The organism is Roseibium album (assembly GCF_965233825.1).
Classification (GTDB): Bacteria; Pseudomonadota; Alphaproteobacteria; order Rhizobiales; family Stappiaceae; genus Roseibium; species Roseibium album.
In genome coordinates this window covers 3,434,179-3,460,831 of record NZ_OZ247583.1, presented here as the reverse complement: position 1 = coordinate 3,460,831, position 26,653 = coordinate 3,434,179, and the positions used below count along the sequence as shown (strand labels likewise).

The 26,653-nt window shown below is 56.1% G+C and carries 23 protein-coding genes; 11 read left to right on the top strand and 12 right to left on the bottom strand.

Annotated elements, in window-relative coordinates; translation table 11 throughout:
* The first annotated feature begins 4 nt into the window (after positions 1–4).
* On the top strand, positions 5–781 hold the full coding sequence (locus ACO6TI_RS15760; RefSeq protein WP_422385275.1) for a polysaccharide deacetylase family protein: 777 nt from the start codon (positions 5–7) through the stop codon (positions 779–781).
* A gap of 474 nt (positions 782–1,255) precedes the next feature.
* Here the strand turns inward: ACO6TI_RS15760 and ACO6TI_RS15755 are convergent, their stop codons facing one another.
* Together ACO6TI_RS15755 and ACO6TI_RS15750 are read right to left on the bottom strand one after the other, a co-directional pair.
* Complete coding sequence (locus ACO6TI_RS15755; protein WP_104703098.1) at positions 1,256–1,771, bottom strand: peptide-methionine (S)-S-oxide reductase; 516 nt, start codon at positions 1,769–1,771, stop codon at positions 1,256–1,258.
* Between the two features lie 128 nt (positions 1,772–1,899).
* Positions 1,900–2,802 (bottom strand): LysR substrate-binding domain-containing protein, encoded by a 903-nt coding sequence (locus ACO6TI_RS15750; RefSeq protein WP_422385274.1) that lies wholly within the window; start codon positions 2,800–2,802, stop codon positions 1,900–1,902.
* Between the two features lie 115 nt (positions 2,803–2,917).
* Between ACO6TI_RS15750 and ACO6TI_RS15745 the strand changes: the two genes are divergently transcribed.
* The 5 genes from ACO6TI_RS15745 (at position 2,918) to ACO6TI_RS15725 (ending at position 5,558) form a co-directional block, all read left to right on the top strand.
* Positions 2,918–3,352 (top strand): cupin domain-containing protein, encoded by a 435-nt coding sequence (locus ACO6TI_RS15745; protein ID WP_422385273.1) that lies wholly within the window; start codon positions 2,918–2,920, stop codon positions 3,350–3,352.
* A gap of 114 nt (positions 3,353–3,466) precedes the next feature.
* On the top strand, positions 3,467–4,099 hold the full coding sequence (nthA, locus tag ACO6TI_RS15740; protein WP_196895912.1) for a nitrile hydratase subunit alpha: 633 nt from the start codon (positions 3,467–3,469) through the stop codon (positions 4,097–4,099).
* On the top strand, positions 4,096–4,755 hold the full coding sequence (gene nthB / locus ACO6TI_RS15735; protein ID WP_196895913.1) for a nitrile hydratase subunit beta: 660 nt from the start codon (positions 4,096–4,098) through the stop codon (positions 4,753–4,755). Before nthA ends, nthB begins: the two co-directional genes overlap by 4 nt.
* Positions 4,742–5,095 carry a nitrile hydratase accessory protein gene (locus ACO6TI_RS15730; RefSeq protein ID WP_055112194.1) on the top strand — a complete coding sequence of 118 codons (354 nt, stop codon included), beginning with the start codon at positions 4,742–4,744 and terminating at the stop codon, positions 5,093–5,095. The genes nthB and ACO6TI_RS15730 overlap by 14 nt, the downstream gene beginning before the upstream one ends.
* A gap of 10 nt (positions 5,096–5,105) precedes the next feature.
* Positions 5,106–5,558 carry a methyltransferase family protein gene (locus tag ACO6TI_RS15725; RefSeq protein ID WP_055112191.1) on the top strand — a complete coding sequence of 151 codons (453 nt, stop codon included), beginning with the start codon at positions 5,106–5,108 and terminating at the stop codon, positions 5,556–5,558.
* A gap of 6 nt (positions 5,559–5,564) precedes the next feature.
* Here ACO6TI_RS15725 and ACO6TI_RS15720 read toward each other — a convergent pair whose 3' ends face one another.
* A complete protein-coding gene (locus tag ACO6TI_RS15720; protein ID WP_055112189.1) occupies positions 5,565–6,455 on the bottom strand; it encodes a LysR family transcriptional regulator in 891 nt (296 codons plus the stop codon).
* 146 nt (positions 6,456–6,601) lie between these two features.
* Here ACO6TI_RS15720 and ACO6TI_RS15715 point away from each other — a divergent pair, with 146 nt between their 5' ends.
* Entirely contained in the window at positions 6,602–6,889 is a 288-nt protein-coding gene (locus tag ACO6TI_RS15715; protein WP_055112187.1) for a DUF1330 domain-containing protein, read from the top strand.
* A gap of 579 nt (positions 6,890–7,468) precedes the next feature.
* Positions 7,469–8,101 carry a DUF4291 domain-containing protein gene (locus ACO6TI_RS15710; protein WP_422385272.1) on the top strand — a complete coding sequence of 211 codons (633 nt, stop codon included), beginning with the start codon at positions 7,469–7,471 and terminating at the stop codon, positions 8,099–8,101.
* Positions 8,102–8,315: 214 nt separating this feature from the next.
* Here the strand turns inward: ACO6TI_RS15710 and ACO6TI_RS15705 are convergent, their stop codons facing one another.
* The 9 genes from ACO6TI_RS15705 to ACO6TI_RS15665 all read right to left on the bottom strand — a co-directional run bounded on the left by ACO6TI_RS15705 (position 8,316) and on the right by ACO6TI_RS15665 (position 19,813).
* Positions 8,316–8,909 carry a class I SAM-dependent methyltransferase gene (locus ACO6TI_RS15705; protein ID WP_422385271.1) on the bottom strand — a complete coding sequence of 198 codons (594 nt, stop codon included), beginning with the start codon at positions 8,907–8,909 and terminating at the stop codon, positions 8,316–8,318.
* A gap of 65 nt (positions 8,910–8,974) precedes the next feature.
* Complete coding sequence (locus ACO6TI_RS15700) at positions 8,975–10,156, bottom strand: ABC transporter permease (RefSeq protein ID WP_173937320.1); 1,182 nt, start codon at positions 10,154–10,156, stop codon at positions 8,975–8,977.
* Positions 10,153–11,178 (bottom strand): ABC transporter permease, encoded by a 1,026-nt coding sequence (locus ACO6TI_RS15695; protein WP_055112183.1) that lies wholly within the window; start codon positions 11,176–11,178, stop codon positions 10,153–10,155. The genes ACO6TI_RS15700 and ACO6TI_RS15695 overlap by 4 nt, the downstream gene beginning before the upstream one ends.
* Before the next feature lie 339 nt (positions 11,179–11,517).
* The gene (locus ACO6TI_RS15690) at positions 11,518–13,383 is read right to left on the bottom strand and encodes an ABC transporter substrate-binding protein (RefSeq protein WP_422385314.1); all 1,866 of its coding nucleotides are present in this window, start codon (positions 13,381–13,383) and stop codon (positions 11,518–11,520) included.
* Positions 13,384–13,403: 20 nt separating this feature from the next.
* Positions 13,404–15,290, bottom strand: coding sequence for an ABC transporter ATP-binding protein (locus tag ACO6TI_RS15685; protein ID WP_196998422.1), 1,887 nt, complete (start codon positions 15,288–15,290; stop codon positions 13,404–13,406).
* Between the two features lie 202 nt (positions 15,291–15,492).
* Positions 15,493–17,373: an adenylate/guanylate cyclase domain-containing protein gene (locus ACO6TI_RS15680; protein ID WP_422385270.1), complete on the bottom strand. Its 1,881-nt coding sequence runs from the start codon at positions 17,371–17,373 to the stop codon at positions 15,493–15,495.
* A gap of 104 nt (positions 17,374–17,477) precedes the next feature.
* A complete protein-coding gene (locus ACO6TI_RS15675) occupies positions 17,478–18,071 on the bottom strand; it encodes an NUDIX domain-containing protein (protein WP_422385269.1) in 594 nt (197 codons plus the stop codon).
* Between the two features lie 27 nt (positions 18,072–18,098).
* The gene (locus tag ACO6TI_RS15670) at positions 18,099–19,286 is read right to left on the bottom strand and encodes a CaiB/BaiF CoA transferase family protein (RefSeq protein WP_422385268.1); all 1,188 of its coding nucleotides are present in this window, start codon (positions 19,284–19,286) and stop codon (positions 18,099–18,101) included.
* A gap of 29 nt (positions 19,287–19,315) precedes the next feature.
* On the bottom strand, positions 19,316–19,813 hold the full coding sequence (locus tag ACO6TI_RS15665) for a class I SAM-dependent methyltransferase (protein ID WP_082442762.1): 498 nt from the start codon (positions 19,811–19,813) through the stop codon (positions 19,316–19,318).
* A gap of 224 nt (positions 19,814–20,037) precedes the next feature.
* Here ACO6TI_RS15665 and pepN point away from each other — a divergent pair, with 224 nt between their 5' ends.
* The 3 genes from pepN to ppk2 all read left to right on the top strand — a co-directional run bounded on the left by pepN (position 20,038) and on the right by ppk2 (position 26,631).
* Entirely contained in the window at positions 20,038–22,683 is a 2,646-nt protein-coding gene (gene pepN, locus ACO6TI_RS15660; RefSeq protein ID WP_409856759.1) for an aminopeptidase N, read from the top strand.
* Between the two features lie 169 nt (positions 22,684–22,852).
* A complete protein-coding gene (locus tag ACO6TI_RS15655; RefSeq protein ID WP_235808844.1) occupies positions 22,853–25,192 on the top strand; it encodes a sensor histidine kinase in 2,340 nt (779 codons plus the stop codon).
* Positions 25,193–25,587: 395 nt separating this feature from the next.
* Positions 25,588–26,631, top strand: a complete 1,044-nt coding sequence (ppk2, locus tag ACO6TI_RS15650) for a polyphosphate kinase 2 (RefSeq protein WP_082442804.1) — start codon at positions 25,588–25,590, stop codon at positions 26,629–26,631.
* The last annotated feature ends 22 nt before the right edge of the window (positions 26,632–26,653 follow it).

The window sequence follows — 26,653 nt, the reverse complement described above, 5'->3', positions numbered from 1 at the left end:
TTCCTTGACTTCAATCTCATTGCCGACCGATCAGCAGCGCTTCAAAGACGAACTTGTTCAGCACCTTGACTGGTTCGCGGAGAGAGGCCGAAAGGTGCGATTCTGGTGGCGGGACGACGATGCCATCGAGCCGACCCCAGCCCTTGAGCGCATGCTGAAGCTCGCCAATGAACACGGCGTTGACCTGGCTCTTGCAGTCATCCCCAAAGATGCAACGGAAGCGCTTGGTGAACGGCTTTCAAACGAACCGCACACTTTCGTGTTGCAGCACGGCTGGCAGCACAGGAATTTCCAGCTCAAGGCAAAACGGGAAAAGGCAGCCGAACTCGGGTCCCGGCGTGATCCGGACGAGTTGATGGCGCAACTTGATGATGGCAAGGCAAGGCTTGAAGCTCTGTTCGGCGCCAGGTTCATCCATGCGATCGTACCGCCCTGGAACAGGATTGATCCCGAGATCGCACGACGTCTGCCCGGCATTGGCCTGCCCGGACTTTCCACTTTCACCTTTCACAATTTCCCGCATCCCCATCAGGTTCAATCGCATATCGACATTCTGAAGTGGAAAAAGCAGGTCCGTTTCATCGGCTGGGAAAGCGCCCGTCTGCGATTCGACCTGCAACTCACCCGTCGGCGGAACACAAACAGTGAACCTGTCGGCCTGCTGACGCATCATCTCGCGCATGACGAGGCGAGTTTCGAGTTTCTGGAAACGTTCCTTGCGATTGCCGCACATCATGAAGGAGCAATGTGGCCGGAGGTGCGGGAGTTGTTTGCAGTCTGAAGAGGGATGCGTCCTCTGGTTCTGTGCCGATGTTTTGGCAGGCAGCAGCAACGAGACGTGTCTGATTGTTAGCGAAGACTGTCACGAGCTTTCAAATCGCCTCGCGTTGAGACCCGTTCCAGAAATTCCTTTTGGATTCAGTATCAACCGCGGCTTGACCGGGGATCCACTCATTGCCAGCGCGTTCTCGGAGTGCCGTGGCGTTTGCCGGTTTCTCGTAAAAACATAACACCGTCACTTTTGCGCGGCCGATGGATCCCGATCTAGTCGGGGATGACGCACGTGGGCGCAGGACGGCTGATATTCCTGACAGTCCTGACGTGAACAAGCGGCGGCTCATGATCCGGCACGCCACTGTTCCATTTTTCCAAACAAATCAGGCGGTCACTGGATTCCTGCATTCGCAGCGATGACAAGGGAGTGTTTGGTAGCGCCCCGGAGCCCCCCAAAATCAAAGCTTTCGGAGGGAAATTCCTACTCGGCCGCAGCTGGGGTCTCCCTGAGCACGCCGCCATATCGTTTCCGCAGCAGTGCCAGTTTCGGGTCGATATAGGTTTTACAGAATGGCCGATCCGGATCCGTCGCATAGTAATTGCGAAAGCGTTCGTCCGATAACTTGAAGCCGGCGAGCGACAACACGTGCGTCACCAGGGGCTCTTCAAACTCGCGCTGAAGGCCGCGCAGGATGCGGCCCACCTTCACACCTGTTCCGGCATCGTAGACATAAACGGCGGAACGGTACTTGCCGCGCATCTTGTGATGCGAGGTGCTGGAATGGGTACGCAGGTGAATTTCGATCAGACTTTCCAGCGGCAGCGCGACCGGGTCGAATGTCACGACAACAGCTTCCGACCAGCTGTCCTCCGGCGGTTCGGAGCGGATGAAGCCCTGTTCCACGTCTGATATGCCGGCAAGTGCCTGGAAGACGGCCTCCGTGCACCAATGGCAGCCACCGCCAAGTCCGATCTTCACCTGCACCTCCAAAGTCATTTTGATTTCCAATCCCGATCTTGACAAATCTGCCGACAATCACAAATGCCTCGGCCGAGATCTCCCCAGACCAGTTCGAACCGCGAGTTGCGGACTCCGATGCAAGCTCAATGATACGCAAAACTTGCCTATGATGCCGCACTGGCACTGCTGTTGTTCAACATGATCCATTCCGCAACCCTTCGAACAGGAGAATCCTCGGCCTCCGATTGTGAGAATGTCACGAAATAGCCGCGCCCCGATCCCGCGGACACGTCAGTCAGGCGGACAAGTGCACCGCTTTCCAGAAAAACATCAAGCAGCCCCGCCCAGCACAGGCAAATGCCCTGCCCCGCCAGCGCGGCATTGACCATCAACGCATAGCTGTCGAAATCAAGTGACCGCAGCTTCCTCGTCGCAGGCGTCCCGATCGCGTCGAACCAGGTTTCCCAATTGTACCACGCACCGGCATCACGTTGCTGTCCCAGCAAACGATGCGACTTCAGCGCTTCAACCGTGAACGTTTTCCCGGTCCGTTCGATATAGGCCGGACTGGCCACTGGAAAGACCTCCTCCCCAAGGACTGCGCGAACTTCAAGTCCATGCCAGTCACCGTGCCCGAACCGGATTTGCACGTCGGCATTCGTAACGTCTTCTGCATACGCCTGACTTATGATCTGAATGGACGTTTCCGGCAACACCTGTTCAAGTTCAGGCAACCGGGGGATCAGCCAGTAGGCGGCAAAACCGGAACCGCAACTGACACTGACCACATCATGCAAAGACTTTTCACGCAGACGGCTGACAACGGCTTCCAGTCTGGCGAGTCCGGACCGCAAAACATCGTAAAGCTCCTGACCGTCAACAGTTAATTGTAACGGCCGCGTTCCTCGATCCAGCAAAACGCAGCCGAGATCGTCTTCAAGAGCGGCAAGCCTGCGGCTGATTGCCGGTTGGGAAACATTCAATTCCACTGCGGCGCGGGTCAATGTCCCATGACGGGCAATGGCATCGAAGGCAAGCAGTGACGAGAAGGAAGGAAGCCTGCTCATAGTATAATCTCAGCGTATGATGTCATGAGATTTTAGTGTATTGCGCAAAATCGTCTTTGCAACGAAATTCCCCTTGTCCAGACGCACTATTTCTCCTTCGAGCGGAGTGTATTTCATGCTTGCCAATCACGTTCCTGAAACCCCCGGTGATTTCGTTCACACCATCGTTCCGTCGGCCCGCGGATTTGCCGAGCATGTTGATCACCAGACAGTTGAAGGTGGAGAAGATCCTGTCTTTGGCAATGTAGAGTGGCGCACACTGATCTGTGCCAACAAGACGCCCTCAAACGGCCTTGTCTTCGGCGTGGCCAGTTTCCCCTGTCATGGCCGTCTCAACCCTCATCGCCACGAGCCGGCTGAATTCTACTATGGCTTGACAGGTTCAGGCACCGTGACCATCGACAGCGAAGACCTCCCGATTGGACCGGGTATCGCGGTTTTCATTCCCGCCAACGCCGTGCATGGCGTTGTTGCCGGCGAAGAAGGTCTGTGCATGGCCTATGGGTTCCCCACCGACAAATTTGAAAATGTCGCCTATGAGTTCGGTTGACATCTGAATACCGTCAAGTTCCTCAAGTTTTTCAACATGAAAACGAGACTTGGCTTGGCATTGCGGACATGGTGCCTATTATCCTGACTCCCAGAACCGGATTCAGGAATCGTCATGTCGCACGACCACAATCACGATCATGATCACTCGGAGCTCCCGGAAATCGAACTTCGCGTTCGGGCGCTCGAAACACTTCTGACGGACAAGGGATACATCGACCCGCCCGCGCTCGATGAACTGATCGAGACATATGAGACCAGGATCGGGCCCAAGAACGGCGCAATGGTCGTGGCCAAGACCTGGACCGACGCGGACTTTCATGCACGTTTGATGGCCGACGCCACCGCGGCAATTGCGGAACTCGGCTTCACCGGACGCCAGGGCGAGCACATGGTGGCCGTGGAAAACACCGCTTCGACCCACAACATGGTCGTCTGCACGTTGTGCTCCTGTTATCCGTGGACCGTCCTTGGCCTGCCACCTGTCTGGTACAAATCCGCACCTTATCGCTCCCGCGCCGTTCGTGACCCGCGCGGCGTCCTTGCAGAGTTCAATGTGAACCTGCCGGAAGACACGGAGATAAAGGTCTGGGATTCCACAGCTGAAGTCCGCTACCTGGTGATCCCGCAAAGACCGGAGGGAACCGAAGGCTGGAGCGAGGAAAAGCTCGCCGAACTCGTTACCCGTGACAGCATGATCGGAACCGGTCTTGCGCTTGCCCCTTCCGAACTGGAGGACCTGGCATGAACGGCGCTCAGGACCTTGGAGGCCAGATGGGATTCGGCCCGATCGAGCTGGAAGACAACGAGCCGAACTTCCACGCCAAGTGGGAGGAACGCGCGTTTGCCGTAACCCTTGCCATGGGTGCGACCGGCACCTGGAACATCGACACGTCCCGTTTTGCCCGCGAAACACTGCCTCCTGCCGTTTACCTGTCCTCCAGCTACTACAAGATCTGGACGCTTGGGCTCGAAAAGCTGCTGGTTGAAAGCGGTCTTGTGAGTGAGCAGGAACTTCAGGCAGGCAGGTCTCTCAATCCTGCCAAACCATTGAAGCGCGTCGTAAAGGCCGAAGATGTTGCTGCCGTTCTGGCAAAGGGCGGTCCTGCCAATCGTCCGGAGCAACAGCCTAGCCGCTTCAAGGCAGGTGACCGGATCCGCACGAAACGCATGAATCCGGAACACCACACCCGCCTTCCCCGCTACGTCCGCGACGTTGAGGGCACAATCGAAACTGTCCACGGGGTCCATGTTTTTCCGGACGCGAATTCCCAAGGGCTCGGGGAGCAACCGACCTGGCTCTACGGGGTGGTTTTCAGGGGACCCGACGTCTGGGGACCGGACAGCGATCCAAAATTGACCATTCGACTCGATCTCTGGGAGCCATACCTTGACGCTGTCTGATGCCGTTCAGTCGACCCCTCGCCTGCCGCTCGATCAGGAAGGTGGGCCTGTCTTCACCGCCCCCTGGGAAGCACGCGTATTTGCCATGACGCTGCAGGCCCACGAAGCCGGCCTCTTTGCATGGCACGAATGGGCGGAGCACCTCGGAGCGGAACTTGCCAAGGACGGTGACGGCAGCGGCGAGACCATTGGCTATTACGATCACTGGCTGACCGCGTTTGAAAAAATCCTGTGCGGGAAAGGTATCGCGGCGACAGACACGCTCGGCGACCTCAAAACCGCCTGGGACGCAGCTGCCAGGGCAACGCCACACGGACAACCGATCGAGTTGAATCGGTGATCGGTGCGCAATGAAGCTCAAGGTTCCTCCACCCCTGGTCCTGATCGTCGCCGTGATGTCGACCTACGCTGCCGGTTCTTGGTTTCCCGGACTGACATTCAGCTTTCCGGGTCAGGTCGTTCTGGCGGCGATCATGTTTTTTCTGGGCCTGATCCCTGACCTGCTGGCGCTTTTGACCTTCATTCGCCGCAAAACCACCGTCAATCCCATGAAGCCCGGCGAAACGACGTCACTTGTCACGGATGGCATCTACAGGCTCAGCCGCAATCCGATGTATCTCGGTCTGCTGTTTCTTCTGGTGGCGGCATCCCTTTATTTCAGCAGCTACCTGTCTTTCATCATCATCCCGGGCTTTGTCTGGTATCTGACCGAGTTCCAGATCAAACCGGAAGAAAAAATCCTGCGAGAAACCTTCGGCGAGACTTATGAGAAGTATCTCACGAAGGTTCGCCGCTGGGTTTAGAGTGCTTCAAGTCCCGAGATAAAGCCCGCTCCTGGCCTTGAAGGCATCGGCCGCGAAGCGAAGGAAAGTCCGGATGCGGGCAACATTCTTCAGATCCGGATGGGTCAGTACCCAGATATCGAGATAACGGGATGGTTCCATGCCCGGAATTCGCACGAGATCAGGATCCGGATCACCGAGAAAACACGGCAACCTGCCAACACCGATGCCGGCCTTGACCGCAGCAAGGAGCGCAATCATGTCATCGGCGACAAGGCTGATGAAGGCCGACGTGTAGCGCGTCCGGATTTCCTTCGGCACACCTTGCCCCCACCACTTGAAGGTGACGCAAGGCAACGGAATGCTGGCGTGTCCGGTCTCCATCGTCTCGCGATATTTGCGGGTGAAATTCCGGGACATGTAATAACAACGGTTCTGGCCCGTCGCGAGACGGCCGAAAAGCGTTTCGCCGGGATTGTCCGTCACCCGGACGGCAATATCGGCCTCCCGGCGATGCAGGCTCAGCTTCTCGTTGGCCGCAATCATCTGCAGTTCGATGCGCGGATGGCGTTCGGAGAACTGCTGCATGATCTCGGCAAGCTGCACCTGAAACAGCAGCTGTGCCGCCGTTATCCGCAACGGACCTTCGAGTTCGGTGTCCTGCGCCGTGATCCGGGTATCGAGCGTCAGGACCTCGGCCTCGACACGCCTGGCGGCCGCAACTGCCTGCTCTCCGGCTGCCGTCGGAACAAAGCCTTCCGGCAGACGTTCAAACAACCGGGTTGCCATGCTCTCCTCGAGCGCTGACAGCCGGCGCGACACGGTCGAATGTGTCACTCCCAGCCTCTTGGCCGCCCTTGTGACGTTGCCTGCGGTGGCAATCGCGAGCACGAATTTCAAGTCATCCCAGTTGTCCATAAGGCACCAAAGGCTGTTAACCCGTCACAATCAAACAAAAATTAATTGCTCGTGCATTTTTGCACATGCAGGTTCCAATTTTGAAGAATTTTTCGCATTCACATTTCCGGCTACCGTGCAGACATCTTGAACAATGGAGACATCCGATGACCGTACAAGCCCTCGCCATGATCACCGTGACCGACAAGGAAACTCTCGGCGCTTACAGGGAAAAGGCGGCAGAAGCCCTTGCCAAACATGGCGGCAGCGTCGTGGCCGCGGACCCCGAACCGCTGGTTCTGGAAGCGGCAAACGGCGCCCCGAACATCACCGCACTCCTGTCCTTTCCGACCACGGACGCAGCAAAGGCCTGGCGTGAAGATCCGGACCTTGCCGATATCCATGCGCTCCGCAACAAAGGCGGCAAATCGACGATTGTGGTGTTGCCGGAGTGATTGTTCAAACGCCGAGAAAAGCGGCACAACCCTGAACAGCGTCTCTCAATGGGACGTACTCTTATCTTCACTTGTCATCCCTGCCAAGGCAGGGATCCAGTCGCCACTGCCCTTGCTTTTACCAGAATCAAAATCAAGCCGAATACTGGATCCCGGCTCGCGCTCCGCTTGGCCGGGATGACAATTCGAACGAGGGAATCGACATCGGGAGACTTGCCGTGCAGGCTCTGCGTAACTCCACCGATCCTCTTGCCCTGAGTGTTCATACGCTCGACAGTGACGTGGTACGGATTAGAGGCCATAAGGTTCCAGCCAAGCGGATTGCAGATCGACCTGTCGCACACTCTTTTCCGTTTTGCGGGCTCTCACAAAACCGACAAACAGGAAGCAAGTTTGGGCGAAGTGTTTCAATATCCCTTCAAACGAAAAGTGTTTAGATAAAACTTGTGCAACTAGAGTTTTACGACCTCTGGATTATTTTTACTGCCCCTGACATAATGAGCATCAGGTGATTGCTTACCTAACGAAAGGCATTGCCACCCCCTTCATTGAATTCAAATCAAATACAAAGAAAGAAACTTGACTATTTTTGAAAAAAATCGGGTCATGCACCCCGAAAAAGAAATAAGGGCCGCATACAGCGAGAATACCATACGCGTCTATCAGGCCTATTCGGACGAAATTGCGAATTCCGCGATTAAAAATCAAACCTTCGTATCTCCTCCCTTCAAATTGAGCCGGATGACCTGGATAAAGCCATCCTTTCTGTGGATGATGTATAGAGCCGGGTGGAGTCACAAAGATAAAAACCAGGCTAGAATACTTGCTATTGATATCTCCCAAGACGGATTCCATTGGACCTTGCAGAACAGCTGCTTGAGCAGCCACCACTTTGACAGTGCACAATCAGCTCAGGATTGGCAGGCCCGCCTGGAACGTTCTCCGGTAAGAATTCAATGGGATCCTGAACGTGACATGTTTTTGAACAAGTTGGACTATCGATCCATACAGATCGGGCTCAGCGGCGAGGCTGTCGAACGCTATGCCCGCGACTGGATTGTCAACATCACAGACATCACGCTCCATGCCCAGCAGATCAAAGCAATAATCGACGCGGGGAATATCGATGAGGCGCGAGCACTGCTACCCCGAGAAGACCGTTTTGAAGTTTCCAGTGCTCTAGCCTCGAGAATTGGGCTTACCAAAGCCTAGATTTTCTTGAATACAAACAACCGATGCTCGATCAAGCATGTGCCGCTGAACAAACAGTGCCTCGGTTTTACCAATCCTGCGACAATGGGAACCCAGTAGCGGACGATCTCGTCTGCCGCAGAACCAATACCTCGTCGAATACTGGATCCCGGCTCGCGCTGTGCTTGGCCGGGATGACAACTTTGTGGTTGTGAATTTCTCGGGATTTATCGCGCTATCCCACCGGCTTCACTAGTCGCATGCGCCAGGTGACGCCCTTTTTGTCCGACACGAGCCGGTAGTCGTCGAGCACGTCCCATTTCGCTTCTTCATCGGTTGCCGCCCACAGGCTGTTGATCAGCTTGTTGGCGCCTGATTCCGGCTTTTTCGGGGAATACATGGAGAGCGCGATAACGCCGTCCTTTTTCAAGAACGGCACGTAGCGGTTGACAACAGCAGCCGGGTCGTCGGCAAAATGCAGCACTTCGTTGAAGACGATGGCGGAGAATGTTTCGCCTTCCTTCGGCTCGAAGGAATGCATGTCGCCAGCGCGCAGCGAGGCGATCCCAGGATCGACGTTAGCTATTTCAAGTGATGCCGGAGACAGGTCCATGCCAACATAACGCCTGATACCCATCGGCTGAAGACGCTCATAAAGCAGCCCCTCGCCGCAGCCGATGTCCAGGACCTCGTCCATGGATCCCGTCAGTGACAGCCACATGCCGATGATGCCGTATCGTCCGCTTTCGGGCAGCGAGCGCAGAAAGGCCCAGCGCCCGGCTTCATATTCTTCGTCCCAGCCCTCGGCGGTGGTTGCGTTTTTCGACATGGCGGCTTCCTAACAGCAAAGGCGGGCCAGGTCGGCCCGCCGGATCAGATCGGTATTCAAAGGCATCACTTATAGGGATCTGCCGCGTCGCGCAAACCGTCGCCAAGGAAATTGAACGCCAGAACCACAATGATGATCGGAGCGACCGGTGCCATCAGCCAGGGATAGACTGTGACGACTGAAATGTTCTGGGCCTCATTCAACAAAACGCCCCAGGAAATCGCCGGGCGGCGCAAGCCGAGGTTAAGAAAGGAAAGCGCCGTTTCGCCCAGGATCATTGCCGGTATCGACAGTGTTGCGGACGCGATGATGTGGCTGGTGAACCCGGGGAGCAAATGCCGCGTGATGACACGCTTCGGCTTGGCCCCCATCAGCACGGCTGCCTTGGCATATTCCTCTTCTCGCAGGGAGAGCAGTTTGGACCGGACAGCGCGCGCAAGTCCCGGCCAGTCGAGTAGTCCGAGAATTATCGTGAGGCCGAAATAGATCCAGACAGGGCTCCAGGTTACCGGCAAGGCTGCAGAGAGCGCCATCCAGAGCGGAAGTTCCGGCATCGAGCGAATGATTTCGATCATCCGCTGGATGATGCTGTCCAGGAAACCGCCGAAATAGCCTGCAATGCCGCCGAAAAACAGACCAAGGACAATGGAAATGGTGACCCCGACAAGACCGACTGTGAGCGACAGGCGCGCACCGTAGACAAGCCCCGAAAACTGGTCACGTCCCAGACGGTCCGTACCGATCAGGAACAGTGTTCCCCCTTCAGCCGGGCAGAACAGATGGAAATCGGCGTCGAACAGGCCCCAGAATTCGTAAGATGCCCCCCGGCAGAAGAATCGGATCGGCTGGACGTTCTCCGTATCCTCCGTGAAGACCCACTGCAGGGTTTCCATGTCGATCTGGGATGTCATGCCGTAAACGAACGGACCGACGAATTCCCCTTCGTTGAACAAGTGCACCGACTGTGGCGGAGCGAAAAGATGAAGGCTGTCCCGCGTGTTTGGTCCATAAGGTGCAATCACCTCGGCGAATGGCACGCAGAGATAAAAGAGGATCAGGACAACTCCGGACCAGACCGCAATCTTGTGGCGCTTGAACTTCCACCACATGATCTGCCACTGGGAGGCCTGGTAAAACTGCTCCTGCTCCTCCGTCATCTCCTCCGTGACAGCAGGATTGAACGGCGTTGGGTCGACGTAGTGTTCCACTTCACGCGCCGGACCTCCGTCCCTGGTGTCCATGCTCATGACGAGGCCCTCCCGCCAAGCCGGATGCGTGGATCAAGAACCGCGAGCAGCAGGTCTGAAATCAGCATTCCGATCAGGGTCAGGACGGCTACGAACAGCAGGATGAAACCGGACAGGAACTGATCCTGCGACTGAAGTGCGGACAGGAGAATCGGTCCGACCGTCGGCAAGCTCATGACAACGGAGACAATGACCGAGCCCGATACCATCGACGGGATCAGGTTGCCGATATCGGCGATGAAAGGGTTGATCGCCATGCGCAACGGATACTTGATCAGGAGCTGGTTTTCCTTCAGCCCCTTTGCCCGCCCGGTCGTGACGTACTGCTTGTGAAGCTCGTCGAGCAGATTGGCACGCAATCGCCGGATCATGGCTGCGGTGCCCGACGTCCCGATTACGATCGTAGGCACGATCAGATGCGCCAGAACCGACATGGCCTTGTCGAAACTCCAGGGCTGATCGATGTATTCGGGCGCCATCAGACCGCCGACCGACAGGCCAAACCACTGATTGAACAGGTAGAGAAGGATCAGTGCGAGCAGGAAGTTCGGCGTTGCAAGGCCAATGTAGCCTATGAATGTGAACCCGTAGTCGCCCCAGGAATACTGGCGCGTTGCCGAATAGATTCCGATCGGAAACGAAACAACGTAGACAAACAGGATGGTCGCGAAATTGAGCACGATTGTCAGCGGCAGCGTCGGCCCGACGACCTGGTCAACAGGCTTGTCGAACTCGAAGGACCAGCCCCAATTCCCCTGGATGAGGCCATCAAAGCCATGCGGCCCTTGCCACAATCCGATCCAGATCAGGTAACGCTCGAAAAACGGCCGGTCGAGCGAAAACTCCTTGCGCAGAAATTCCAGCTTGGCAACCGATGACTGTTCACCCGTGGATTTGAGGGCTGCGATCTGGTTGGAAATGTAGTCGCCTGCGGGAAGTTCGATGATGAAAAATGTAAGAAAACTGATCACCAACAGTGTCGGGACCATCATGAAAATCCGGCGAATTATGTAATAGAGCACCTATACTCCCCTCACCCCGACACGACCGCGGACACAACTGAAACCGCACCGCGCAAAACAACGGTATCCAATTCAATGTTGCGACACCGCCAAAGCGTGTGTCTACCCAACGGCCCCATTCACATTCCCGTCCGGTGCACGCAAATCCGATGCACCAAAATGAACCTGTTCATCCTGCCATCCATGGCTGGACCCGTGCCCATTCCGGACAGGTCACCACGCCTCGGACCGCTTTGGCAAGTCAACAAATCCTAGCCCCAGTCATCATGAAACGGCAATCCGGTTTTCGTGCAATGCACCACCAGAGTTGCCGTTCCTGACCGAACTTTGACGTCAAACTCAATCTTCGTCCAAATAGAATTCGTCCATCCGATGGATACCGAAATGAGCGCCCGGATCCCAGCCGTAGATCCCTTCCAGTGGCACGTTCTCGACATCCTTTACAACCACCGGCTGGCGAACACCGGAAACCAGACCGATATGAATGGTTTCATCGGCATGTATCTGCAGCATTTCGTCCCAGATCTTCGTTCGTTCCTCGGGCGTTTTTGATGTCAGCCAGGCATTGTATAGTTCCATCAGCCGCTTGGCGGGTGCCCAGTCCGGTTTTTCACCGCCTTCTCCCTGGGTTTCGTAATAATCGCCCCATGCGTGCCAGGAAAGAGCGTCACCGCGGACCGGCGCGTAGTCGGTTGGTGGCATTTCAGATGTCGGAATGCCGTTTTCAAACCCCCACCAGACGGACATGAGCAGATCGCCTGCAATAGCGCGCTCGCGCATGTTGTCGCGCTGACTGGGTTTGGCGAACAGCTTTATGCCGATCTCGCCCCACATCTCGCCAACCAGTTCGAGAGCATCTTCCTGCACCTGGGCTTCACCGGCTGTCTCGACGATTATCTCGAGCGGGCGGCCGTCCGGCAGCAATCTGATGTCATCGTCATTCCGCTTCGTGAGACCGATCTCGTCCAAAAGAGCGTTGGCCTTTTTGGGATCATATTCAGCCCATTTGCTCGTGTAGTCAGCCTTGTAAAGCGGGCTTGCAGCGAGCACGGTATCGTTGCCGGGTGTTCCAAGACCAAAGAACAGCACCCTGTTCAGAAGATTGCGATCAATGCCCAGGGACAATGCGTGACGGAACCGCTTGTCGCGCAGAAGCTTCCGCCAGACAGGATCCTTCACGGTCATGTTCGGCAGAATGGAAATCTCCGACCCTTTGGTGTTCGACCAGAGCGCGGTAACATAGTCGTTCTTCTTCTCGCCTTTTTTCAGGACAGTGATATCGGAGAAACTCAGGTTCCGAGCCTGGAGTTCACTCTCGCCTGCCTGGGCTTTTGCCGGAATCAGCTTGCCATCGGCAACCGTCATGATGACCTTGTCGATATAGGGCAGTTGCTGACCGGAGCTGTCGACACGGTGATAGTAGGGGTTCCTCTCCAGAACAAAACGGAGGTCGCTGTCATCGCGCTTGCGAACCCAGGGCTGCAAAGTCGGTAACTCGACATTGCGCGCGTTGTACATGTCGTCTTTCTTGTTGTGCAACGGTGCCCAGCTGCGGGCCTTCACCTTTTCCGCTTCCTTGGCGATGAAGTCCGGATCGCCGTATTTGCCGTGAAAACGCCTCAGATAATGCGATGGACGGTAGATGAAAGGTGGCCTGGATTTTGCCAGTTCAGGAAGAAAGAGCGGGTTCGGCTCGTCCCAGGTAAAACGAACCGTCGTGTCGTCGACGACCTCGAATTTCGGGCCCTTTCCGTTGACGAGTAGAAACGGCGGCAGACCGGACGGGGTCAGATTTTCATCGCTGACGATGTCTTCGAAATAATACCGGATATCTTCCGAGTCGAACGGATCTCCGTCGGACCACTTGTGACCTTCGCGGGTGTGAAGCGTAAAGATCCGCCCGTCCTCGACTTCCACGTCCGCCAGTATATCGGGAAGCAGCTCGAGCTTGTCATTGTAGCCGACAAGGCGGGCATAACCCCACACATTGATAAGGCGCACGTCCTTGGCACGGCCGATAAGCGTATCGAGGGAGCCGCCGGGCTTGCCGATCTTTCGTCCCTTCGCCTCGAGATCAACGATCAGGGGTTCTGTCGGCACGCGTTCGGCAATAGGCGGAAGCGATGGATCCAGACCTGGTGTTTCCTTCAATTCCAGCGCCACCAGCGGCGTGGTTATCAAGGCTGCGGTCAAAAACAGCCCCATCCTCGTCAAGTATTCAAAATTCATGCTGCAGTCCCCTCAAGTGCCCCGGAATTCTTAAGTCCGGGTGCGCAAACAAAATGATCCGGCTCCATTTCAACCAAAGACGGTTCCGTGCCTTCGGTAATCGTGAACGGTTCCGGCCAGAGCTGCGGTTCAGATGCCCTGTTGGCATCCAGCGCGGCAAAATCCAAAGGCGCCGACAGGTCCGGCTCCGGTACGGCGGACAAGAGCGCCTTGGTGTACGGGTGAAGCGGATTTCCAACGACCGTCCGCGTCTCGCCCATTTCGACCAGGCGTCCGCGGCACATGACTGCGATCCGATCGGCGACATAGTCTACCACGGCAAGGTTGTGGCTGACGAACAGATAGGTCAGGTTCAGATCCCGCTTCAGGTCCTGCAGAAGGTTCAGGATTTGTGCCTGGACGGAAACGTCGAGCGCCGAAGTCGGCTCGTCACACAATATGAACTCGGGATTGAGTGCCAACGCCCTTGCAATTCCGATGCGTTGGCGCTGACCTCCGGAGAACGAATGCGGGTATCGCCGCAGGAAGCGTGGATCAAGACCGACGAGACTCATGAGGTTCCTCACGCGTTCCGCCCGCTCCTGCTGTGTTCCAATGCCGTGCACCTCGAACGGTTCCAGCAAAGTATCATTGATCGTCATGCGCGGATTGAGGGAAGAGAACGGGTCCTGGAATATCAGTTGGACCCGACGCCGGTAGTCCATCAGGTCGGCACCTGTCAGGTTCGCAATGTCCTCAAGGCCATTGCCACGATTGTAAAGAACCTGCCCACCTTCCAGAGATAGCGCGCGAAGAATCGCCTTTGCCGCGGTCGTCTTGCCTGAACCCGATTCTCCCACAAGACCCAGGCATTCCCCCCGCCTGATCGTCAGGCTGATATTGTCCAGGGCAGTCATCGTCTTGGACTTGGAGCCCAGCAGCGAGCCCTTGCGCAGCGAAAACTGCTTGGTGACATCCTTCATTTCAACAAGGGGTTCGCCCGGTGCGACGTCGCAATGTGGCCTGTTCTTCGTCAGGTCTTCCGATTTCAATTCAATTGGTCGGATCGGAACTAGCCGCTCGTCCCTGTCCATGTGGAAACTGGGAACCGCATTCAAAAGTGCTTTCAGATAATCATGTTGAGGATCGGAAAAAAGCTGCTTGGCCGTCCCCTTCTCCATGATCCGGCCATGATAAATGACCGCGATTTCGTCAGCCATATTCGCCACGACGCCGAAATCGTGCGTGATCATCAGGACGGACATCCGCAATTCAGACTGAACCTCGCGGATAAGTTTCAGGATCTCGGCCTGAATTGTCACGTCGAGCGCCGTTGTCGGCTCGTCTGCAATCAACAGTGCCGGATGACAGATCATTGCCATTGCAATCATGGCACGTTGACGCAACCCGCCGGAAAGCTCGAATGGATAGGTATCCAGCGCCCGGCCCGGATCGGGAAACTGGACTAGACGCAGCATCTCCTGTGTTAGTTCGCGGGCTTCCGCTCCCGAAACATCACGATGAAGAAGGGCCGCCTCACCGATCTGGTCGCCGATCGTGTGCAGCGGTGACAGCGATGTCATCGGTTCCTGAAAGATGATCGCAACCCGATTTCCGCGCAGGTGGCGCATCTGGGGGCCCTTGCGTTCCAGACCGGCAATATCGACAGGCGGTTCGGCCCCCGTCGGATCGGCCAGAATTACCTTGCCCGAAGTAATTGCCGCTGCCTGAGGCAACAAACCCATGATCGTTTGGGAAATAACCGTCTTGCCGGAACCGGATTCACCGACCAGTGCGACCGTGCGGTTCTCCGGGACGACGAAGGAAACGTCGTCGACAGCCCGCACCCGGCCTTCTGCCGTATTAAAATCAACTGTCAGTCCCTCGATCGAGAGAACATTCACTGCGCTTTTCCTCCCCGGCAAGGATTGTCTGCGTGAGGCTTACTAAGCCTTTTTTGCAATACAAAGACAACCAAATTCGCCGTTGGATAGCAATGCAGAATTCCAAAGAAGTACGCTGTGATTTGAATTGCAACAGGCAAATTCCTGTCTTTTTTTCAGAATCTTGCACCAAACAGGCATCTGCAATGCAGGAATTGCGAGATTACTCGGCTGCGGAAACCGGAACTGCCTGCGGTGACGTCTCCCTGGAAGGCGCCTGCGGATGGGGGTCGATCCAGTAAACCTCCATCAAGCCACTGCGACCTCTGAGGTGATGAGCACCGACAGGCCTCTTGTTGTGTTCACCCGGGAGCCTTGCAACGGTATCGGCACTGGCAAGTATGGTCACCTCCGGTTCACCGTCGACTTCCTTGCCGAGGGTTTGAAGTCGTTCAGCAGCATTCACCGTGTCGCCGACAACCGTATAGTTCCATCTATCCAGCGCGCCGACGTTTCCGACGACCGCCGGACCTGAATGTATGCCGATGCGTGTCAAGATCTGCGGTCCGCCCTGGGCCTCGGCCTGCACATTCGATTCATGAAGGGCGGATGCAATCCGCCGCGCCGTTCTCACCGCGGCCTCGGCATGGTCGGGGCGTTCATCCGGAGCACCCCAGAAGGCAAGCATACCGTCGCCCAGGAACTTGTCGACCGTCCCCCCTTCTCCTTCAACGGCTTCGACCAGGATTGCAAAATGATCGTTCAGTATCCGCGCTGTTTCTTCGGCGCTCAGATGTTCGGAAAGCGCCGTGAATCCGACTATATCGGTGAACAGGATGGTGAGTTCGGCTTCTCTTGCTTCCGCTGCCTGGCTTCCTCCCAATCGCATCAACTTGATGAACAGCGACCGCGGCACGTAAGTGTTCATCGCCTTCAAGCCTTCGACCATCGAATTGAAGGCCAGGGCTACCTGATCAATTTCTGCAACGCGGCTGCGTGGCATCGGTTCGACTTCGTTCAGCGAAAGGGTCCCGACGCGCTCCGACTGGACCGCCAGATTGCGCAATGGACGAGCCACTCTGCGCCCGATCCAGAAAGCGATCAGAACCGAAATGACAAGTGCGCCGAACCCAACAAACATGGAGCCGGCGAGCCTGCGGACCTCCCGGGAAACCGTTGCACTCTGATAATACTGTCCGATAATCCAGGGTTTGTCGCTGAAGCCGTCGAATTCAGCTTTCATGATGATGTATTCGTCATCGTTCGCTTCGACGAAAGACACTTCGATACCGAGATCGGCGGCCTTTTGAAACTCCTCGATCGGTTGCTCGTCTGCCATTCCTGCCAGTACCGGATCCCCGATCCTTTCCCAGGCTTCCGGCAAATTCGCCTTGATGCTCCCGCCTGTCTGCAATCCGGTTTCATCGGAATGCATTATGACGCGCCCGGCCCCGTCAACTATGAAGATGGTGTTGTTGAGACCTTCGTCCCGGGCCTTGACGATATGGGAGAGATCTTTCATCGAGCTTGCAGCTGTCAGAGTGCCGATCAGCTCCCCATCTCTCACCAGGGGCACCGAGACATTGGCAAAAAGTCCGACCTCGTGTTCCACCAAGGGGCCCCAGGTGGGCAAACTTGCCTGATCAAGAGCCGGAAGATCGGCCATGTTCATGCCGGGCGGCGGCACATCGGTCTCTATCCGCCACAGTTTGCCTGAGGGTGCCCGGTAAATGCCAAGGCGCCGTCCATCCGTTGCAGTGACAGCCAGGGTCGTAACGTCGCTATTGGACTTCAGGGCGATCGAAAGGTCTTCGAGCGTGCGCTCGGGGTCCTCAAAACCGATCGTCCCGTCGTCAAAAAACGGTTTCAGACCCACGACGGCCTTTTCCACGGACGTGAAGTGAGTACGCAGCTGTGTTTCAAGCGCATCCGTGCTCAAAATCGTCTTGTCGTTGAGCAGGGAAAACGTGTTGCTGAAGTTCGCGCTCACCGAGAGACCCAAAACCAACCCGATGGCGAGCGCAACAAACGCACCGAACCCCAGACCGACAATTGATGTCAGCGGGAGTTTGATCCGTCGATCACCGCGCTTTTTCCTTGGCATAAGGCGCAAGTCCTCTCATTGCCTTTGTAGCTTACCTGCCTGATCTTTTGCGTCAAATTAAGGCGGTCGACCACCTGAAACGCGACGACAGGAACCCGTGGACGCTATCCGTCATGCGACGCGTAATCGCGCAACGCAAGATTTTGCAGAAGCAGGATCGTTTTTGCATCACAGATTTCTCCGGTCCGGATCATCCCGAGCGCCTTCTGGAGCGGAATATGCATGACTTCAATGTCCTCACCTTCGTGTTCCACACCACCGCCGTCGCCCACCTTGTTGTTCAGATGGTAGGTACCTGAATAAAATGAAAGGCACTCGGTCACCGACCCCGGACTCATGTGCAAGTCAAAAAGATGCTCGAGTTCCGAGACTTCATATCCGGTTTCCTCGATGAGTTCGGCACGCATCCTGTCCTCAGGGTGGGCCCCTTCCAGCAATCCGGCAGGCGACTCGATCAGGAAAGGATCCTTGCCGTTCAAATGGACAGGTAGCCGGAACTGGCGCGTCAGCAGCACACACTTTGTCTCCGGATCAAACAGAAGGCATGTTACGGCATTGCCGTGATCATAGGATTCCCGGCTCAGTTCCTGCCACGACCCGTCCCGGCGCCGATACTCCAGCCGATACCTGGTGAGCCTGCCCCAGTTTTCAGAGAGAACTTCTTTGTCGATAAAGCGCAAATATTCGGTGTTTTTCATAGGACGGAGCATCTCATGGTGAAAAAGTCATGTTTCGGATCCGGCAGCATCCAAACCGAGTTCGGTCAATACTTCAGCGGTGTGTTCCCCCAGTGATGGTGCGGCCCGTTCGAGAACCAGATTGCCGTTCCTGAAGGCAATCGGCGTGCGCACTGAAGAAACCGCGCCACCTTCGACACCATGTGCCGGCAGATCAACTTTCAGGCCTCTGGACCGGACCTGACTGTCGGCAAAAACATCCTCGACCGAATTGATGGGACCGGCCGGCACACCTTCCATTTCCAGTGCAGTCAGGAGATCGTCCCTCGCGCGGCTCGAAGTTTCCGCACTGAGCAGCGGGACGAGTTCGGATCTTGAAGCGACGCGCGCGGCATTGGTCGCGAATTTTGGTTGATCTGAAAGTTCAGGCAGTCCGAGCACGCCGCACAGTCTTTGAAACTGACTATCGTTGCCGACAGCAATGATGAGGTGGCCATCCTTTGCGGAAAAAACCTGATAGGGAACTATGTTCGGATGGGCGTTCCCAAGTCGCTTTGGCGCTTTTCCGGATACAAAGTAATTCAGAGCCTGATTGGCCAGAACAGCAACCTGCGAATCGAGCAGCGCCATGTCGACCCATTCACCCTCCCCGGTGGCGTCCCTGCGACGAAGGGCACTCAGGACACCAATCACACCATAAAGGCCGGTGAAAATATCGGCGAAGGCCACGCCGATCTTCTGCGGAGAGCCTTCCGGCTCACCGGTCAGGTCCATGATGCCACCCATACCCTGAATCATGAAGTCATATCCTGCGCGATGGGCGTAGGGACCATCCTGGCCGAAGCCGGTAATGGAACAATAGATCAGCTTCGGATTGACCTCTTTCAGGCTCTCGTAATCCAGGCCGTATTTGGCAAGCCCGCCGACCTTGAAATTTTCAACCAGTACATCCGCCCGGGCAACAAGCCTGCGAACGATTTCCTGGCCTTCCTTTGTGCGAAAATCGGCAACCACCGACCGCTTTCCGCGGTTGCAGGAATGAAAATAGGCCGCATCGAAATCGTTGCCTTCTTCATCCTTGATGAATGGCGGGCCCCATCCCCTCGTGTCGTCGCCCTGCGGGCTCTCCACCTTGATCACGTCCGCACCCAGATCGGCCAGTGTCTGGCCGGTCCAGGGGCCGGCCAGAATGCGTGCGAGTTCGACAACCTTTATGCCTTCGAGGGGCGCGGACATGTACTTTTCCCGGTTTGAACGATTAAGGGTCAGGCTTCGGCGAACTTGCGGTAAATGTGATACCTGCCCGGATGGATGCCTTCCGGTTTTTCGAGAAGTTCGAAATTCGGCAGATCGAGTTCGAGTGCCGTCAAAACGAAGCCTCCAACCGCCATGCGTTCATCGATCAGCGGTGCGAGCCAGTTGACGATTGCAAGATCGTTTGTCGGGTCCGCCGATCCGATGTCGATATGGGCGAAAGAGGCCTGTGCCCGAACACGCGGAGCACAGAAGGCAAGCGTATCGCGTATGTCACCGAGTATCATGTGATCCGCGTCCGGCGCGCAGCTCGGATGGCAGTTCATCGCGAAATCGAAAACAAAGATTTCCTTGTCGGGATAGATCTCCCTCAGGTGATCATAGGTTCTGCCATTGCCAAGGCCGAGTTCCAGGACCGGCCCCTCCACAAGGTTGACCTTGTCGACCAGGTATTCCAGCAAGATTTTCTGCGAGGTCATTCGGCGGATAAAACTGTCCAGACGACTCATAAATTGTTTCCCTGTGACTCAAGACGTCTCTCACATAGTCAAAGGCTGTCCATAGGTCAAAATCTGTCCACTCTGCAGATCATTGCGCCGGACGCATGTTTGATGATGCCGGGACCAGAAACAGGACTTTGCCACAATGCACGATCATGCTAACGCGTTAGCCCCGGTTCAGGGTGCCGTCCCTGACCTGCACTTTCGTATGAACCAATTACCAGGAGACCTCGATGCGTTCCGAAACGGCGCCCGCCATTCGGCTGGAAGATTATCAACCACCCGTCTACCGTATCGAAAAGGTTCACCTGACAGTAAAGCTTGATCCTGCCGAAACCGAGGTCGTTGCAACGCTATCGGTCGCAAGACAGGCAGATGTGCAGGCCGGAACACCTTTGGTGCTCGACGGCGACGAACTTTCGCTTCGCGAATTGAAACTGAACGGTGAGGTATTGCCGGAGGACGGTTACACGATTTCGCCTGACAAGCTGGAAATTCATGCACCGCCAAGTAAACCATTCGATCTTAAAATCACAACGCAAATCAATCCGGAAGCCAACACCAAACTGATGGGGCTGTACAGGTCCTCAGGGACCTATTGCACCCAGTGCGAGGCCGAAGGTTTCCGGCGCATCACGTATTTCCTCGACCGCCCGGACGTTCTCGCGATCTACACAACACGGGTCGAAGCACCGAAAACCGACTGCCCTGTCCTGCTTGCAAACGGCAACCTGATGGAAAAGGGTGATATCGACGGGACAGACCGCCACTACGCGCTCTGGCATGATCCCCATCCCAAACCGGCCTATCTCTTCGCACTTGTTGCAGGCAATCTTGCTCAGGTTCCTGACCGGTTCACCACCGCATCGGACAAGAAGGTCGACCTCAATATTTACGTTGAGCACGGCAACGAAGGGCTGTGCGGCTGGGCAATGGATTCGCTCAAGCGCTCCATGAAGTGGGATGAAGACGTGTTCGGCCGGGAGTATGACCTGGATGTCTTCAACATCGTTGCCGTTTCGGATTTCAATATGGGCGCGATGGAAAACAAGGGCCTGAACATCTTCAACGACAAATATGTTCTGGCCGATCCGGAAACCGCGACCGATCAGGACTATGCCAATATCGAGGCGGTCATAGCGCACGAATATTTTCACAACTGGACGGGAAACCGCATTACCTGCCGCGATTGGTTTCAGCTGTGCCTCAAGGAAGGCCTGACTGTTTTCCGTGATCAGGAATTCACATCCGACATGCGATCCAGGCCGGTCAAACGCATCACCGATGTCAGGCTACTGAAAACACATCAGTTTCCGGAAGATGCGGGCCCACTGGCACACCCTGTTCGACCGCGGGTCTATCACGAGATCAACAATTTCTACACGGCGACCGTTTATGAAAAAGGCGCCGAAGTCGTGCGCATGCTGAAGACGGTGCTTGGTGGCGAGGGCTTCCACAAGGGACTGGATCTCTATTTCGATCGACACGATGGAGAGGCGACGACGATCGAAGCCTTTCTGACCTGTTTCGAAGACACGACCGGGACGGACCTCAGCCAATTCGCGCTCTGGTATGAGCAGGCAGGAACACCCGTTGTTTCTGTCGCATCGGCTTACGATGCGGATCGTCAGACCTATTCGCTCTCGCTTTCCCAGGAAATTCCACCCGTTCCGGGACAGAGGTCCAGCAAACCAGCTGTGATCCCGCTCCGCTTTGGTCTGCTTGGCCCGGATGGGAAAGACATGCAAGCAACCTCCGCCAGCGGCATCAAGATATCGGGTGATGTCTTGCTGATGGAGAAATCCAGGCACGAAATCACCTTTTCAGGCATCTCGTCTCAACCGGTCTTGTCGCTTCTGCGCGCGTTTTCCGCCCCGGTGCGAATTGACCAGAAGTTTGCAACTGCAGATCTCCAGTTTCTTGCCGCCCGGGACAATGATCCCTTCAATCGCTGGCAGGCTGTGCAATCTCTTGCCATGCAGGAGCTCGTGAGGCTGACGGGAACAATACGACATGGCGAGCTAGGCGCGCCCGCTGATGGCGTGGTTTCGGTTTTTGGCGCAGTCCTGAATGATCAGAACCTTGATCCCGCCCTCAAGGCGCTGGCGCTGACGCTGCCGAGTGAAGCCGACATTGCCCAGGAAATCGGCAAGAACGTCGACCCGGATGCCATTCTGGCGGCTCGCAAGCAGTTGCGGCAGGCAATTGCTCGGCAATTCCATGGCGCATTGCGCACTGCAGCGCTGGAATTCGCACCTAGGGGAGACTATTCCCCTGACGCGGAAACGGCCGGCAAACGAGCATTGTCCAACCGGGCCGCCTACTACTATGCGGTTTCGAATACTGAAGATTCGGCGCAATTCACCTGGGACCGGTTTTCCTCAGCCGACAACATGACGGACCGACTCGCCGGCCTGATGCTTCTGGTGCATGACCATATGCCCGGGGAAACCGCAGCGCTGGACCTTTATCTGTCACGGCATGAGAAGAGCTCCCTGGCTATGGACAAATGGTTCATGGTGCAGGCGACCGCACCAGGCGACGGAACCCTGGCGACTATCAAATCGCTCTTTTCTCATCCGCTTTACGACGCGACCAACCCGAACAGGGTTCGTGCCCTGCTGCAGTCCTTCGCGACCGGCAATGCAACGCAATTTGCCCGCCCTGACGGGGCCGGATTCGAATTGGTCGCCGAATCAGTACTTGAGATCGACAAACGCAATCCCCAGGTCGCATCGCGACTTTTGACCAGCTTCCGCTCTTGGCGGGCCCTTGATGCCAATCGTTGTGCCTTGGCTGAATCCGCTCTCATGAAGATTTCATCATGCGAAGATCTGTCAAGAGATAGCCGCGATATCATCGACAGAACATTGCAATAGTGTGATTTACTGGAAAAGGTTAACAAACATGCCGAGAGTCATGATGCGCGTTAACCATTTTCTTCTTGATCAGGACTAGACAAGAACCGAAGATTTGATTCAAATGGAAGTGATTCGGGGCAAGCTCCGATGCGGCGGATTTTGAGGCACACTTCCAATGGCGCGAGCAATGGCTGGCGACGCTACCACGCGGCGCAGCGACAAGGATTCGGATTCCGAAAAGAGCGCAGGCAAAGCCAGCCTGCTGTTCTGGCCGGTTCTCGTTTCCCTGCGTGACACCATCATAAGCTCAGACAGCGTCATGCGGCGCATCATTCCCGGACTGGCAATTGTCTTTATCGTCATTCTCGCCCTGTTTCGTGCTGGAGAACTGGCGACAGAGTACACCGAAACAGAGCAATCTGCGCAGACGACCCTGAGCCTGATGGCCACGGTGGTTGCCAACCGGCTCGGCGCCATTGAAGGTACTCTTCCGGAAGTCGGGTTTCGCACAACCTTGAAACGCTCTCTTGCGGACAGTCTGCCGGCAGGCGCCACAAGCAGATCCCGCATCTTTCTGGTCGCGGATACGAACGGCAAGATCGCGGCGACCGCCCCGGCACATCCGGGTCTGGAAGGCCGGCCGATCGCCGACCTGCTCAGTCCAAGCCAGCCGCTCACAGTGTTCGGCGCGCGCGCTGGTGTTCTTCCCGTTCCGGTCGACCTTGGACGCGGTGAAGGCAGCGAACAGTTTCTTGCAACCGTGCATCATCTGAACGGCAATCTTGGCATGATTGCCGTGTTGCAGCCGGAAAGTGCCATCTTTGCGGACTGGCGTGACGACCTTTCGGCAAATGTCACCCTGTTTGCCGGGACAGCCCTGGTTCTGCTCGCCGTTATCTACGGCTTTTTCAGTCAGGCAAGCCGTGCCGAGCATGCCGATGACATGTATGCGGCCACCCGGGCACGCATCGACACAGCCCTCACCCACGGCCGATGCGGATTGTTCGATTGGGATCTTTCGCGTGGACGCATGTTCTGGTCGTCCTCGCTTTATGAGCTACTCGGGCGTGAACCGAAGGATGACATCCTGAGCTTCGCCGATGTTGCCGACATTACCCACCCTGACGACATTGATCTTCTCGGACTTGCGGAACATCTTCTGGAGACCGGTGAAACACTTGTCGACGAAACCTTCAGGATGCGTCATGCGGACGGCAGCTGGATCTGGTTGCGTGCACGTGGCGAGATCCAGTCCGAGGCCGGCCGCGCCGAACCCCACCTCATCGGGATCTGCATCGACATTACCGAGCAGCACAAGCTGGCGGAAAAAAGCCGGATGGCGGATTTGCGGCTGCGCGACGCAATCGAAACAATATCCGAAGCTTTCGTTCTGTGGAACGCCAACAACGAACTGGTGATCTGCAACTCAAATTATCAGTCCTTGCACAACTTGCCGAATGCAGCCGTCAACCCGGGCACCCCTTACCAGGACGTCATGGCCGCAGCATCGAATGCGGAAATCGCTCCGCAACCCGTGACTGTCACGCAGCGGGGCGGTGCGCCGGAAGGCTCTTACGAAGCACAACTGGAAGACCGCCGTTGGCTGCAGATCTCCGAACGCCGGACCAAGGACGGTGGATTTGTGTCGGTCGGCACCGACATCACGGCGCTGAAAAAACACGAAGAAAAACTGATGTTGTCCGAGAAGCGGCTGAAAGCGACTGTATCGGATCTTCAAAAGTCGCGACAGACACTGGAATACCAGGCACGCCAACTGGTGGAAATGGCCGACAAATATCAGGAAGAAAAAACCCGAGCGGAAGCCGCCAACAAGGCCAAATCCGAGTTTCTCGCCAATATTTCCCATGAACTCAGGACACCCCTGAACGCCATTATCGGCTTCTCCGACATCATGACGCAGGAAATGTTCGGCCCTATCGGCACGGAACGATACAACGATTATTGCAAGGACATCTATTCCTCCGGCACTTATCTCCTCAACGTGATCAACGACATCCTCGACATGTCCAAGATCGAGGCTGGCCGGATGTCTATCGATACGGAAGTCGTGAATGCCGCTTCTGTCACGGATGATGCAAGCCGGATCGTGACGGGCGCCGCGACAGAAAAGAATATTTCCGTCACAACGGACGTCGCCGAAAATCTTATGGTTCACGCAGACAAGCGGGCATTGAAGCAGATCCTGCTCAACCTGCTTGCCAATGCGGTCAAGTTTACCTCGGACAGCGGCGTGGTTGCACTCAAGGCGGAACCGCGCGGCGACAAGTTGCGCTTCGAAGTTACAGACACGGGAATCGGCATTTCCGAACGTGATATCGAACGGCTTGCGGAGCCCTTCGTCCAGGTGGAAAACCAGTTCACCAAGACCCATCAGGGTTCCGGGCTCGGGCTTGCCATCGCGCGGTCCCTCGTGGAGCTCCATGGCGGTAAGCTGTCGATCCGATCGGAAGTGAAAAAAGGCACGACCGTCAGCTTCACGTTGCCGCTTGCAGACAGCCCAGCCTAACGACCCGTCCCGGCCTGAGTCCTATGATCCTCACGTCCAATTTCAGGTAAGTCAGCGCCCGTTTGCAATGCACTAAAAACAGATAGGACCTGTTCCCATTGCGTATCGGGAGCAACACGGTCCTGCGGCCGACATGCAAACCCGGTCGCGAAAACCCCTTCTCCGAACACAGTTGCGCGGTTACGGCCTCCTGCCGAAACAGATTTGGCTCTTCAGCGCGCGAAGACCTTGTCTTCGTAACGAAAAAAATTTGCTCCGCTTGCCTGAAATCAATGCATGGCGGCAATTCTTTGGTTTCCATTCCAGTTGATGTGCACTTCGCAAAGGTCGAATTGCCCGGAAAGGCTCGAGCACAACTTGCCGCGCGTTTTCATACCAGCAACGAAAGGGAGGCCATGAAAGCGAGATCCAAAGAAGAACGTACGCCGGACGTATCAACCGCTGAGCGCGACACCAAAACATCCACCAAAAAAACCTCCAACCGGCGGGAAGCAGGGCCTCGGGCTGCATCACCTCCAGAGGCCGGCAACACAGTGACCATCAAGTCCGTTCACCATGCGGCGGTACACAAAAGTCCAGCGCTCCTGTTGCATGAGCGATCTATTTCGAAAGGCAACAGTGCGCGACTGCCGGAAAACTATCCCTACAAGAGACGCATGCGCCGAGAACAGTATGAGGCGCGTAAGCAGGAGCTTCAGATTGAACTTCTGAAAGTCCAAAACTGGGTAAAAGACAGCGGCCAACGCATAGTTGTTATTTTCGAAGGTCGGGATGCAGCAGGCAAAGGCGGCACGATCAAACGTTTCATGGAGCACCTGAACCCTCGCGGCGCCCGGGTTGTCGCACTCGAGAAGCCAACGGAAGAGGAAAAGGGGCAGTGGTATTTTCAGCGCTACGTTCAGCACCTGCCGACCAGGGGTGAAATCGTTCTGTTCGACCGTTCCTGGTACAATCGTGCCGGTGTCGAAAAGGTCATGGGGTTCTGTTCACCTGCGGAGTACATGGAATTCATGCGCCAGGTGCCCGAATTCGAGCGCATGCTTGTGCGAAGCGGTATACGTCTCTTCAAATTCTGGTTTTCCGTCAGCCGGGAAGAACAATTGCGCCGCTTTCAGGCGCGCAACAGCGATCCGTTGAAACACTGGAAGCTGAGTCCGGTCGACGTTCAATCGCTTGATATGTGGGACGACTATTCAGAAGCCAAGGAAAACATGTTTTTCTATACCCACACCGCCGACGCCCCCTGGACCGTCGTGCGTTCCGATGACAAGAAGCGAGCACGTCTGAATTGCATGCGCTATTTCGCCAGATCGCTGCCTTATCCCGGGGCAGATGCCCAGATCCAATTGGACCCCGACCCAAAGATTGCCGGACCGGCTGACATATTCTACCAGACGCTGGAAGATTTTGATGCGCGTCGCCAGCTCAAGGTTGAATGAGTCCAACCTGGAAACGACTTGC